This is a genomic window from Pseudomonas sp. NFACC04-2 (assembly GCF_900119265.1).
Lineage (GTDB): Bacteria > Pseudomonadota > Gammaproteobacteria > Pseudomonadales > Pseudomonadaceae > Aquipseudomonas > Aquipseudomonas fluorescens_AA.
In genome coordinates this window covers 304,796-317,003 of sequence record NZ_FPJC01000002.1, presented here as the reverse complement: position 1 = coordinate 317,003, position 12,208 = coordinate 304,796, and the positions used below count along the sequence as shown (strand labels likewise).

The following is a 12,208-nucleotide window of genomic DNA, read 5'->3' as shown; positions in this document are numbered from 1 at the left end:
CGTATGGGGGCTCTGACGAAAGCTGAGATGGCGGAACGTCTGTATGAGGAGCTGGGCCTGAATAAACGGGAGGCCAAAGAATTGGTCGAACTGTTTTTCGAAGAAATCAGGCACGCTCTGGAAGACAACGAACAGGTCAAGTTGTCCGGTTTCGGCAATTTCGACCTTCGGGACAAACGCCAGCGGCCTGGCCGCAATCCGAAAACGGGAGAAGAAATCCCGATCACGGCTCGCCGTGTGGTCACCTTTCGTCCAGGGCAGAAGTTGAAGGCCCGAGTTGAGGCTTATGCTGGAACCAAGTCATAACGACGAACTACCCGTCATCCCGGGCAAACGCTACTTCACCATCGGTGAAGTCAGCGAGCTGTGTGCGGTAAAACCGCACGTGCTGCGCTATTGGGAGCAGGAGTTTCCTCAACTCAACCCGGTCAAGCGCCGCGGAAACCGCCGGTATTATCAGCGACAAGACGTGCTGATGATCCGGCAGATCCGCGCGTTGCTGTACGACCAGGGGTTCACCATCGGCGGCGCACGCCTGCGTCTCTCTGGTGATGAGGCCAAGGACGATACAACCCAGTACAAACAAATGATCCGCCAGATGATCGCCGAGCTTGAAGATGTGCTGGTGGTGCTCAAGAAATAAAATTTCTGCTTTAAATACTTCCAGTTTTCAAAAGCTTGCGATATATTCCTGAGCGTTCCGTTGAGAAGCGGAACAAGATTCACGCCTAGTCGGGGCGTAGCGCAGTCCGGTAGCGCACTAGCATGGGGTGCTAGGGGTCGAGTGTTCGAATCACTCCGTCCCGACCATATTTTCTGATTAGAATCAGACGCCTAAGCCGATCAGATAGATCGGCTTTTTTGTGTCCGCGAAAAACCGGCGCAAGACTACCCAGTGATTTCGCTGATATTCAGGTCAGGGATTGCCTGAACGTAGCCGGGCCTGCAGAGAGTCATTCAACGCGAATCTTTTTTTGCGCGTGCCGACGGGAAGACCCTTCATTCCGCCTCCGAAGCCAGGTGACGAGCGCATGTACTGGATGGAGGACGGCGGCGAGTACGCCAAGCAGCATGATGGTGAAGATGATGATCAGCGGGATACTTTCGTGCGAGAACATGGTGGGTTACTCCTGTAGTCACTATGTCGGAACCCGCAGAATAGACACGTTGAAGGATGCTTTCGATGAAAGTGTGTTCATCATTGTGCGCTTATTTTGTGCTACGGCAGGGCTTGAAAAAAATGCTCGAGCGAGCAGCTAAAAGTCGAGCACTCGCCAACGCAGCAGGCGAGGGCGCTGATGTTGCGCTTTCGATGAATGTCGTTGTCTGGAAGGGTGCTATCGCCGGGGGGACGATCACTGCTTATTGAGACTGACCCTCGCAAAGCGAGACCCTACGTACCAATCATTTCACCCGCGAGATCCGCCAGGGCGCGGAGCCTGTCCATCTGCCTCATGTCGTGGTGATAGCCCATCCAGATATCGCGTCCGGGTGGTTCACTGCCGACGTCTAGCAATCTCAGGGCGGTCAACTGATCGCCAAGCACCCGTGGCAAGACCGCCACACCCAATCCGCGGCCGCACATCTGCGCCTGAACGGTACGGCTGCTGCTGGTGAACACGGTTTTGGCGCGGGGAAACATCTGCTGTAGCCAAAGCACGTCGGGGTAGTGAGCTTGCGCCGTGTTCATGAGGATCAACCCGAGGCCTTTTCCATCTTGCGAGGGTGAGAAGGGCAAGTGCGCGGCAACGTACAGTCCGTAACTGAGTGTCGTCAGCCGACGCTGAACGATGTCCGGCTCGGTGAACGGCACGATGCGAAAGGCGATATCCGCATCGCGGCGGGTCAGATCGAACAGGCGATGTCCGGGGATCACCTCTGGAACGATCAGCGGGTACCTTCGCGACATTTCGTCGAGTACAGGCGCGAGCACATAGCAGGCGAACCAGTCCGCCGATGAAATTCGCAACAGGCCCTCAGGTTGATCGCTGTCGCCCGCCAGGTGCCGCTCAATGGAAAGAGCGCTTCGCTCCATTTCCTCGGCCAGCCCCAGAATTTTTTCACCGCTGTCCGTCAACACAAGTCCTTGCCCGGTGCGGCGGAAAAAAATTTGCCCGCTGTGCTGCTCAAGGACGTGAAGCCGCCGTCCTACGGTGGGGTGGCTAACGCCCAGTTGCTTCGCGGCAGCGCCCAGCGAGCCGGTGCGGACAATCGCCAGAAAGACGCGCAAGTCGTTCCAGTCCATGGCTCACCCCCTACAAAAATGAACGGCGAAGATGCAGCAACGGCAGTCCCGTTGCAACCCCATGGCGGAGCAGAGCTGGCGGAAGATGCCGTATATGCCTATCGCTGGAAGCGAACATTTCAAGTCGGCTTTTGCCACCGACTGAAGACGCTGCACAACGGGTGGCGGCCTTACAAAAATGCACGAGGAATGTGCATCCCTGGCAGTGCCGCCGTCGCTCGTTGACTTCGACAATAGACCTCAACGACGGCAACAAACCCTGAGGCTTGCCGTTTCATCTGTCAGGCAGCGCACCTGAGTGAACATGAAGCCAGTCTGCGCTAGTCGTATCTTTCTGGAGTTGCCCAATGACATCCGAACTGGATCGCGCCCCAGCAGCCGAATCGCGCCGATGGTTTGCTTTCGCTGTTCTTCTTGTCGGCGCCTTTCTTCCGCCGCTGGATTTTTTCATCGTCAATGTGGCGTTGCCGTCCATTCGTAGCGGCCTGGCGATTACACCGGCGCAGGTCGAATGGGTCATTTCAGGTTATGCCGCCACTTATGCTGTCTTCCTGATTACGGGCGGTCGGCTGGGTGACCTGTTTGGCCGCCGCCGGGTGTTCTTTGCGGGCATGGCCGGCTTCGGCGTCGCCTCCTTGATGTGTGGCCTTGCCAGCTCGCCGATGATGTTGATCGGCGGACGTGTGTTGCAAGGTTTGAGCGCTGCGGCAATGGCACCGCAGGGACTGGCGTCCATCCACAGCCTGTTCCCGGAGCATGAGCGTTCGCGTGCGTTGGCGGTGTATGGCGCAACGATCGGCTTCGCGGCGGTTGTCGCCCAGGCACTGGGGGGCTGGCTGATATCGATGAATGTCTGGGGCCTGCAATGGCGTGCAGTTTTCTTGATCAATCTGCCCATCGTCATCGCTGTGTTTATGGGCGGGATACGGTTGCTTCCCGATACCCGGAGCCAAACTCCGGTGCCGCTGGATCGCATTGGCGTGCTGTTGTGTGCGCTGACGGTCGGGCTGCTGGTGGTACCGCTGGTTGAAGGCCGGGAAGCCGGTTGGCCATGGTGGCTGTGTCTGTTGCTGCTCGGCTCGCCGCTAGCCGCTGCGGCCTTTTGGCGCTACGAGATCGCGCTGGAGCGTCGGGGCGGCACGCCCTTGGTCAGTCCGCAACTCAGTCGAGCACGCGGCTTGGTGGCCGGACTGACGGGCGTACTGTTCTTCTACGTAGTATCGGCATTCTTCCTGACGTTTTCGATTTATCTACAGGACGCGCTGGGTGTAACGCCATTGACCTCGGGAATGATGTTCGTCCCGTTCGGCGTGGGCTTTCTGATTGGCCCTTTGACAACGCCCTTTGCCATCCGCTTGTTCGGCCGTTTTGTACCCGCCATGGGCATGATGCTCGAGGTACTGGGATGTCTGATCCTGAGCGCGGCAGTCGCAGCCGCGCCGACAGGACAGAGCCCTCGATTGGCGTTGGTGATCCTGGCGGTGGGGTTACTCGGGTTTGGCCAGGGCTGGGCGCTGCCAACCCTTATTCGAACCGTGATAGATCGTGCGCCACCCGGCGGATCGGGAATGATCTCCGGCGTAGTCAATTCGGCCTTGCAGATCAGCGCCGCGCTTGGGGTGGCGGTGCTCGGTGGGGTGTTTTACGCACTGGCTGCCCCCGCACAAAGCCCTTCCTCGCTTGCCACCGGATTCATTGCCACCCTGCTGGGCATCGCTGCTTGCCTGGTCGTTTCAGCGCTGCTGTCCGTTTATGCCTCGATGCCTCGTTCAACAAAAGCGGCTGCTCCTTTCGGCGTTTCGATCAGCCCGAACCGTGACTGACGCCAGCGCCGAGCAGTTGCCAAATCTTCAACTCACCCTAAATGCGTCACTTAGGAGTCAACACATGACAGGTAAATTTATCAATCAAGTAGCGGTCGTCACCGGCGGTTCGACTGGAATCGGCTTTGCGATTGCCCAGGCGCTGTTAGCCGAGGGTGCCAAACGCGTCTATATCACCGGACGCTCGGCGACGACGTTGGACGCTGCGGTTACCGCCCTGGGCGAGAATGCCGTGGCAGTGGTGTCCGATGTCGTTCAGCAGGCCGATCTGGATTCGCTCAAGGCATTGATCGAAGGCCGGGACGGTCAACTCGATGTGGTGTTTGCCAATGCCGGTATCTGCGAAAAAAATCCTGTGGGCGAAACGACTGAGGCCGCTTACTACAACATGTTCGATATAAACGTGAAGGGCGTATTTTTCACCGTTCAGACGCTGTTGCCTTTGATGAAGGATGGTTCGTCAATCGTGCTGACCGCCTCCATTTGTTCCAGCAATGGGATGGAAGGCCTGAGTCTTTACAATGCCTCAAAGGCTGCGGTGCGTTCATTTGCACGTACTTGGGCCAATGAACTTAAAGGCCGAAAGATTCGCGCGAACGTGCTCAGCCCTGGTTTTACCCGGACGCCGTTGATGGACAACGGATTGAAGATGGATGAGAGCCAGATCGACGCCCTCAGAAATCACGTAGGACAAATCGTGCCGCTGGGCTACATGGCCCAGCCGGAACAAATAGCGTCGTCCGCACTGTTCCTTGCCTCCGCTGACGCCAGTTATGTCAACGGCGTGGAACTGATGGTCGACGGTGGTCTTTCACAAATCTAAGCGACGTCCGCTTGTGGCACTCAGGCTGTGGGGAATAAAAGCGAAAAACGGATGGTTCCGGGCTTGGGCTGTTCGACACTTACCTTACCGCCATGCAATTGCATGATCGCCATGACGATGGCGAGGCCGAGGCCGTATGAGTCGGAGCGTTGGTGACGGGACGCATCGCCGCGGTAAAAACGGTCGAACAGTTTGCTCAGGGTTTCGTCGCTTAGCACGGGGCCCTGATTCTCCACTTCAATTCGGCAGCCGCCGTCGACTGCAACGATGCGCATCAGAATTTCACTGCCTTCGTCGGCGTAGCGAATCGCGTTGGCGACCAGATTGCTCAGTGCTCGGCGCAGCAGCAAAGGATCGGCGTGCACGGTGCCATCGCCCATAATCTTGATGGACATCTGCCGCTCTTCGGCCAGGCCTTCGAAATAACCCGCGATGCGCTGTGATTCGTCATGCAGCGACAGTGGTTGGCGCTCGACCAGCGATTGCGCTTCGTCGGCGCGAGCGAGGAACAGGATGCTTTCGACGATCCGGGAAATACGCTCCAGTTCTTCAAGGTTCGAGGCGATAAGCGCCTGATAGTCATCCTCGCTACGGGGCTGGCGCAGGGCGACCTGGCAGTGCCCCATCAACGAACCCACCGGCGTGCGTATTTCGTGAGCCAGGTCGGCGGAGAACTGCGTCAGTCGTTGATAACCCTTGGCAAGGCGGTCGAGCATCGCGTTGTAGGCGTCACTCAGTTGTTGCAGTTCAACCGGTGTGTCGGCACTGTCCATCCGGCTGTCGAGTCGCTCAGGCGTTATGTTTGCGGCATGGGCGGCCATTTTGCGCAACGGGCGCAGACCGCGACGCAGCAGCACGTAACCGAGCACCGCCGTGAGCAGAAAGGCCAAGGTCACGGCCAGGTAAATACGTTCGCGAAACGCCGCGAGCATGGCCATTTCCTTGCCCATGATGTGCGCGGCAGTCAGGCGAACTTCACGCCCGCCCGAGGTGGTTTGTACGGAAGCGGCGCGCAGCGGTGTTCCGGAGTCGGTCACGCCGCTGCGCAGGTCGTTGACGCTCAGTTTCGCCTCTGGGCCGATCACGGGCAGATCGGGCAGCGTGACGTTCAGTGGATTGACCAGGATCACCGGCTGCTGGCCGGGCTCCTCGATGATAAAAATATCGTCTTCGCTGTCGAGCATGTTCTTGAAAATCTGCGGGCTGTCACGCAGCTTCTCGATGGCCAATTCGTAATGCAGCAGTTTGCGGAAGTGATCCAGACGGCCCATGACCGCGTGATCGCTGTAGATTAGTACCGAGGCTTTCATCGACTGGTACAAGTAGAACCCGGCCCCGGCCACGGCGAGCATGGCCACCAGCGAGAACGCCAGGGTCGAGCGCAGGGTCAGGGATGGTTGGCGTCGGGTCCGCATGGCCTCACCTCGCACACATAGCCGATACCGCGAATGGTATGGATCAGTTTGATCGGGTAGGGCTGGTCGACCTTGCTGCGCAGGCGTTTGACGGCCACGTCCACGACGTTGGTATCGCTGTCGAAATTCATGTCCCAGACTTCCGAAGCAATTTGCGCCCGGGACAGGACATCGCCTTCGCGGCGCAGAAACAGATGCAGCAGGGCGAACTCCTTGTTGGTCAACACAATCACTTGCTGCTGGCGCGTGACGCGGCGACGCACCAGGTCCAGCTCCAGGTCGGCGATGTGAAAATGATCGGCTTCGCGCACCACGCCACGGCGCAGGATGGTGCGAATGCGCAACAGCAATTCGGTGAAGGAAAACGGTTTGACCAGATAGTCATCGGCGCCCAGTTCCAAACCGCGAATGCGGTCATGCAACTGATCGCGAGCGGTGAGAAACAGCACCGGCACATCTTGCTTGGCGCGCAATAGCTCGATGATTTGAAATCCATCGATGCCGGGCAACATCACATCCAGCACGATCAGGTCGTAGGACGTTTGCAGGGCCATGTGCAAGCCATCGGCGCCGTGCTGGGTCCAGTCGACGTTGTAGCCGGACTCGCCAAGTCCCTTTTTCAGGTACTCGCCGGTTTTGGTGTCGTCTTCGATCAGCAGGATATGCATCGTCAGGGGGAGCTCGGGTCTCTTTTATAACGGGATTCAACCCGCGGTATCGGTCTCTCAGGATTGCAGTGTAACCAGCTGAGAAGGTTGAGTCGGTTACATTTCTGTCATTCGTAAAGGCGTCGTTGCGAATGACAGAAATGTCATTCGGCGGTCATCGTGAGGTCCCGATCCGGGGGTGAGGATAGCGGCACTTAAACCCGTGAGGAATTGTCGCAATGAAGCTCAAGACTGCTCTGTCCACCACCTTCGGTTTGCTGATGCTCAGTGCCGCTGTCATGGCCACTGCGGCCGATATGCCGGTGATCAAGCCGCTGCGGGGCACCGTTGAAAGTGTCAGCAACAACACGCTGACCTTCACCACCCGTTCCGGCGCACAGCAGACCATAGGCCTGACTGACAAGACCGGTATCAACCGGGTATCAAAGACTGATATCGATTCGATCAAAGCCGACAGCTTCGTGGGCTCTGCAGCCATTCCACAGGCCGACGGTTCGCTGAAGGCGCTGGAAGTCACCGTATTCGAGTCCAGCCTCAAGGGCAGCGGTGAAGGTCACTATGGTTGGCAAAATGCGGATGGCAGCACAGGCACCATGACCAACGGCACCGTGGGCAAATTGTCCAAAGCCAATGGCCGCACGCTGACCGTCAATTACAAGGGCGGCGAGAAGCAACTCGTCGTGCCGCAAGATGTACCCATCGCCTACGTAGAACCAGGCAAAGCCAATGAGTTGGTCAAAGGCGCGAAAATTGTCGTGTTCCCGGCCGAGGGTGGCACAACCGCACGCGGTATTGCCGTCGGTAAGGATGGATTCCAGCCACCGATGTAATCACCTGAACAGATTGGAGCGACGCCGTCCGGCATCGCTCCAGCGCACGGATGATTTCTGAGTGGGAAAAACATGAGTAAAGAATCCATCCATCCCTGGCCCGTCCGCCTCACGCATTGGCTCAACGCCGTCGGCATGACCTGCATGTTCATGAGCGGTTGGGCGATTTACAACGCCTCTCCGTTGTTCGCCTTCAAGTTTCCGGTGGCGTTGACGGTGGGCGGCTGGCTTGGCGGCTCACTGGCCTGGCACTTTGCGTTTATGTGGCTGCTGTTCATCAACGGCCTTGTCTATGTGCTGTACGGGTTGATCAGCCGCCATTTCAAACGTGATTGGTTGCCGATCAGCCTCCCAGCGCTAAAACATGATTTGACCGATGCACTGCGCTTTCGACTGGTGCACGAGAAGGGCGTTTACAACGCGGTGCAGCGCTTGATGTATTGGATGGTGCTGGCGGCAGGTGTACTGGTCGTCGTCTCGGGACTGGCGATCTGGAAGCCCATCCAACTGCAAGAACTGGTCGCGCTCCTGGGCGGCTACGACATTGCCCGGTACGTGCATTTCGCGGCGATGGCGGTGATTGGCGCGTTCGTGATTGTGCATCTGACCTTGGTGATGCTGGTGCCGAAAACCTTGCTGCCCATGATCACGGGTGGCGTCCGGCCCATTGAAAGCGGAAAAACCGACCATGATTGAGCCCAAAAAGCGCGCGATTCAGCGCATCAAGCTTGAGCCCGCACAGCAGCTTCAGCTGGAAAATATCCAGCGCCGGAACTTTCTCCGGGGTGGCTTGACCGTCGGTGCGATGGCGATGCTGAGCGGTTGTAACCTGCAGGACGGCGATCAGGTCGATAAGGTGCTGTGGGCTATGTCGCGCTGGAACGACCGGGTTCAGGCCTGGCTGTTCAGCGGGCAGAAACTGGCGCCGACCTTCACCAAGGCGCAAATGACCACGCCATTTCCATTCAATGCCTTCTACGGTCAGGGCGATATCCCGGAAGTGGACCTGCCCGATTATTCGCTAGCCGTCTCCGGACGAGTACGGGACAAGGCGCCGTGGACCCTCGAAGGTTTGCGTAAATTGCCGCAGCGCACTGACATTACGCGTCTGATCTGTGTTGAGGGCTGGAGCGCCATCGGGCAGTGGGGTGGCGTGCCGCTGAAAACCTTCCTGGAACACATTGGGGCCGACACCACGGCTAACTTTGTCGGCTTCAAGTGTGCTGACCGTTATTACTCCAGCCTGGACATGCCGACGGCATTGCATCCGCAAACGCTTCTGGCACTGGATTACGGCGAAGTCGCGTTGCCGCCGGAGTATGGCTATCCACTCCGGGTTCGAGTGCCGACCAAGCTGGGCTTCAAAAATCCCAAGCATATCGTTGAGATTTTCGTCAGTAATGATAATCCAGGCGGGTATTGGGAAGATCAGGGCTATAACTGGTTTAGCGGGATCTGATGAAGCAAACGCCTGAACAACTGGAAAAGGTTACAGTCGATACCCTCGGTCACGCCGGCAGACCAAGCGATTCCCGATACTGCGTTTCATCGACCTCGGTTAGCGTCCCATAACCGTCGTAATGGTAGACCCGATGCCTGTCACGGGCGTAGCGATCATTCAGAAATTCGAGGGTGGCCAGGTCGATCCGCTTGGCGCTCAGCGGGCGTCGGTGACAGAACAACTTGCGCGTGCCCAGTTGCAGGAAGTCGGGATGGGGCACGCGGACCTCGTCGGGATCGAACGCCACGCCCAGTGGCTTGCCTTCCGAGAAGATCAGCGTAGGGCTTACGGCGTAAGTGCCGAGAATACGGGTATCCGACGGATGTAGTCGTTTTTTCGCCTCACCGTAGTAATACACCGTGTCCTGATCTTTCGCCCAGCCATGCCCGAAGGACTCGAAAGAGGCCGTTTGTGCCTTACGAATCGGTTCCGGGGGATGGTAAAAAACCCGGTGGCAGAACACCGTCTTGCCGTCGGTCAGGTAGGGTGGGCCGAGTGAGCGAAAATGTTCCGCCGATTCCGTGGAAAAACGTTCGGGGACTTCCGTGTCGGCGTTATGGAATGGGATCAGATACAAGCCGTTGGCATCGCCGCACAGATGCGTGTCCAGCAATTTGAAACTCGCTGCGTCCAGCCCGTTGATCACGCGTCCATGGAAATACACCTGGTCGCCCATTTCGAAACCGAGACCGATGGCCTGTAGCGCCAGCGTTTCCGTGTGCGCTTGCGCGGCTTCAGGCCGTGCCTGCAAGCGGTGCCACCAATAACCTTCCAGCTGCGGATGGGCTTCGAAGTAAGGCGCCCACGCCTCGTGCATGGCCGCATCGATGATGCCGCCAGAGCCCAGCGGGCCGTGCTTGTCACCGACCAGCACGGGCGAGTAATCCTGGTCATGGTGAAAGAGCTGGGTCACGACGAAGCTTTCCACGTCGACATCGAGGCGTTTCCGGCCTCGATAGACGTGTTGGTGATCACGGTAATAATCGAACCCCAAGTGACGAAAACTCGGGCCATGGGCATCGCGCAGGCGGGTCCCGGCGGCGTAGACATACTGGTCGTCCACGGCAAAATACTCATCCTCGTATTCGCTGGCGCTGACCACGCGACCGCACGCATCGAACGCCGGCTGCCAGCACTGCAGCAGGTGGAAGTCGCCCACGTAGCGAATGGTTTTTCCAGTCAGGTAATAGGCGCGTTGCTTGTCCTTGGCGTAGCGTTCGTTAAGCACGGTGAAGGTCGCCAGGTCGGCATTGTCGATGCGGTAGAAGTACTCGTATGAAACGCTCGAGCCTTGCTGCGCTTGCACGATGATCGACTGCCCATCGGTCCCCCAGCGTTGGGCGAGCATACGGAAGTCGTCCGGGTTGGCGACCGGCAGCGGCGTGCCGTCCTTCTGGTGCAGGGGCTTGAAGCTCCTATAGACTTGATCGTCGATCACTCGATAGGACGGGTGGTTGCAATACCGCACCCGCGCCGTGGCGCTGGCGATAATGTGCCCCTGCAAAAAGAGATGCGCACCGTCGCAGAACAGGGCGGACGCTGAAGTGACCGAGGCTGGGGACGCTGCCAACAGGGCCAGCCTGTTAGGTTGCGCCTCGTGGATTTGGGTGATCGCGTATTCGCCGAACCAATAAGCGCCGGTTGCGTCACGCCAGTACTGGTGACCGAGGCTTTCCAGGCCCTTGTCGAACCGAAACGGCAGGGGCTGCAGCGCGTAGTAGCCATGGCGCTCCCGGTAGGCCGGAAGCAGGTAGTAATCACGCAGGGGGCCACGCAAGATCCAAGGGTTGCGTCGATGCCGCCAAACCGGCTGACCGGCCAGCAAGGGCGAGGGCGGATAGTGCCCAGCGCTGGCACATTGTGCCAACTCGCCGGGACGTGTGCCTTGAGGGTTGAGCATGATGTACACATCAGGCACTTGCCCGTCGCCCAGCAGCACACCGTCCATGAATGCGAAGCCTTGATGCCATTCAAGGTTCAGCGGTTCCCAGTCAGCAATAGCAGTCTCTATGTCTGTCATGTCATTGCGATCTGCACGTTTCATGGTTGGCCAAAGACGACAAGCTTCACCCGAGTTCGACCCCTGGCGAGGCTGGCCCAAGAGTGTATACTTTGGCAAATTTTGTCAAAAAACAGGCAAAGTCATGAGTACCATGAACATCTCCCTGCCGGACGCTCTCAAATCATTCATAGATGATCAGGTTAGCCAGAGAGGCTACAGCACCAGTAGCGAATATGTGCGGGAGCTGATTCGCAAGGATCAGGATCGGCAGCACCTGCGTGGCTTGATACTGGCCGGGGCGGAGTCTGCTCCCACTGCTCCTGTGAATGGCGACTACTTCGAATCCCTTCGGGCCAAGGTGCGCAAGGGGAGAGGATGAAGGCGAAACCCGTCATTGCGCGAGCTCTTGCCAGCCGGGATGTAGAGGACGCCATCAACTATTACCTAGGCGAGCAGGCAGAGCAGGCGGCACTCAATTTCATCGACGCCTTGGAAAACGCCTATATGCACATCAGCCGCCATCCGGCATCGGGTATGTCCAGGTACGCCCATGAGCTGGATGTCCCCGGATTACTCTGCTGGCCGCTGAAACGTTATCCCTATCTGGTGTTCTACGTGGAGTGCAACGAACACATTGACGTATGGCGATTTCTACACGCCATGCGGGACATTCCTGAATGGATGTCATCATGAATCAAGCGAACCCGTTGGCGACAATGACGTAGCCCAATCTGCAAAGATTGGGCTTTTTTACGCCTGAAAATAGGGACCACCAAACCAAAGATCCCCGCTGCCACGCTCAAAAAATGAACTTGAACAGCGCAATCACCACGATCAGGCCAATCAGGAAAATGATACCTACGGTACCGCCAAGGAATTTCAACATAAGAACGCTCTCATC

14 protein-coding genes, 1 tRNA gene and 1 pseudogene are annotated in these 12,208 nt (G+C 57.9%); 11 read left to right on the top strand and 5 right to left on the bottom strand.

Going from position 1 to position 12,208, the window contains the following annotated elements:
* The first annotated feature begins 3 nt into the window (after positions 1-3).
* The 3 genes from ihfA (at position 4) to BT125_RS03625 (ending at position 810) form a co-directional block, all read left to right on the top strand.
* On the top strand, positions 4-306 hold the full coding sequence (gene ihfA, locus BT125_RS03635) for an integration host factor subunit alpha (RefSeq protein WP_002553164.1): 303 nt from the start codon (positions 4-6) through the stop codon (positions 304-306).
* A complete protein-coding gene (locus BT125_RS03630) occupies positions 287-643 on the top strand; it encodes a MerR family transcriptional regulator (protein ID WP_003179985.1) in 357 nt (118 codons plus the stop codon). Before ihfA ends, BT125_RS03630 begins: the two co-directional genes overlap by 20 nt.
* 90 nt (positions 644-733) lie before the next feature.
* A tRNA-Pro gene (locus tag BT125_RS03625) sits at positions 734-810 on the top strand.
* 143 nt (positions 811-953) lie between these two features.
* Here the strand turns inward: BT125_RS03625 and BT125_RS29400 are convergent.
* Entirely contained in the window at positions 954-1,118 is a 165-nt protein-coding gene (locus BT125_RS29400; RefSeq protein ID WP_170866800.1) for a hypothetical protein, read from the bottom strand.
* Positions 1,119-1,267: 149 nt separating this feature from the next.
* Between BT125_RS29400 and BT125_RS29955 the strand changes: the two are divergent.
* Positions 1,268-1,351 (top strand): annotated as a pseudogene (locus tag BT125_RS29955) (hypothetical protein); the annotation flags it as partial.
* 42 nt (positions 1,352-1,393) lie between these two features.
* Here BT125_RS29955 and BT125_RS03615 read toward each other — a convergent pair.
* On the bottom strand, positions 1,394-2,245 hold the full coding sequence (locus BT125_RS03615; protein WP_072405209.1) for a LysR family transcriptional regulator: 852 nt from the start codon (positions 2,243-2,245) through the stop codon (positions 1,394-1,396).
* 347 nt (positions 2,246-2,592) lie between these two features.
* On the opposite strand from BT125_RS03615, the gene BT125_RS03610 reads away from it, so the two are divergent.
* On the top strand, positions 2,593-4,068 hold the full coding sequence (locus BT125_RS03610) for an MFS transporter (RefSeq protein WP_072405208.1): 1,476 nt from the start codon (positions 2,593-2,595) through the stop codon (positions 4,066-4,068).
* A gap of 64 nt (positions 4,069-4,132) precedes the next feature.
* Complete coding sequence (locus tag BT125_RS03605) at positions 4,133-4,891, top strand: SDR family NAD(P)-dependent oxidoreductase (RefSeq protein ID WP_072405207.1); 759 nt, start codon at positions 4,133-4,135, stop codon at positions 4,889-4,891.
* A 20-nt stretch (positions 4,892-4,911) separates the two neighbouring features.
* Here the strand turns inward: BT125_RS03605 and BT125_RS03600 are convergent, their stop codons facing one another.
* Both BT125_RS03600 and BT125_RS03595 read right to left on the bottom strand, forming a co-directional pair.
* Positions 4,912-6,306 (bottom strand): heavy metal sensor histidine kinase, encoded by a 1,395-nt coding sequence (locus BT125_RS03600; protein WP_072405206.1) that lies wholly within the window; start codon positions 6,304-6,306, stop codon positions 4,912-4,914.
* Entirely contained in the window at positions 6,279-6,974 is a 696-nt protein-coding gene (locus BT125_RS03595; RefSeq protein ID WP_072405205.1) for a heavy metal response regulator transcription factor, read from the bottom strand. The genes BT125_RS03600 and BT125_RS03595 overlap by 28 nt, the downstream gene beginning before the upstream one ends.
* Positions 6,975-7,192: 218 nt before the next feature.
* On the opposite strand from BT125_RS03595, the gene BT125_RS03590 reads away from it, so the two are divergent.
* The 3 genes from BT125_RS03590 to BT125_RS03580 all read left to right on the top strand — a co-directional run bounded on the left by BT125_RS03590 (position 7,193) and on the right by BT125_RS03580 (position 9,263).
* Positions 7,193-7,804, top strand: coding sequence for a hypothetical protein (locus BT125_RS03590; protein ID WP_072405204.1), 612 nt, complete (start codon positions 7,193-7,195; stop codon positions 7,802-7,804).
* 72 nt (positions 7,805-7,876) lie between these two features.
* Complete coding sequence (locus BT125_RS03585) at positions 7,877-8,500, top strand: cytochrome b/b6 domain-containing protein (protein WP_072405203.1); 624 nt, start codon at positions 7,877-7,879, stop codon at positions 8,498-8,500.
* Positions 8,493-9,263, top strand: coding sequence for a molybdopterin-dependent oxidoreductase (locus tag BT125_RS03580; RefSeq protein WP_072405202.1), 771 nt, complete (start codon positions 8,493-8,495; stop codon positions 9,261-9,263). The genes BT125_RS03585 and BT125_RS03580 overlap by 8 nt, the downstream gene beginning before the upstream one ends.
* 49 nt (positions 9,264-9,312) lie before the next feature.
* Here BT125_RS03580 and BT125_RS03575 read toward each other — a convergent pair whose 3' ends face one another.
* Entirely contained in the window at positions 9,313-11,325 is a 2,013-nt protein-coding gene (locus tag BT125_RS03575; protein ID WP_072405201.1) for a DKNYY domain-containing protein, read from the bottom strand.
* A gap of 124 nt (positions 11,326-11,449) precedes the next feature.
* Between BT125_RS03575 and BT125_RS03570 the strand changes: the two genes are divergently transcribed.
* Together BT125_RS03570 and BT125_RS03565 are read left to right on the top strand one after the other, a co-directional pair.
* Entirely contained in the window at positions 11,450-11,686 is a 237-nt protein-coding gene (locus tag BT125_RS03570) for a type II toxin-antitoxin system ParD family antitoxin (RefSeq protein ID WP_072405200.1), read from the top strand.
* Positions 11,683-12,000: a type II toxin-antitoxin system RelE/ParE family toxin gene (locus BT125_RS03565; RefSeq protein WP_072405199.1), complete on the top strand. Its 318-nt coding sequence runs from the start codon at positions 11,683-11,685 to the stop codon at positions 11,998-12,000. Before BT125_RS03570 ends, BT125_RS03565 begins: the two co-directional genes overlap by 4 nt.
* Positions 12,001-12,208 lie beyond the last annotated feature (208 nt).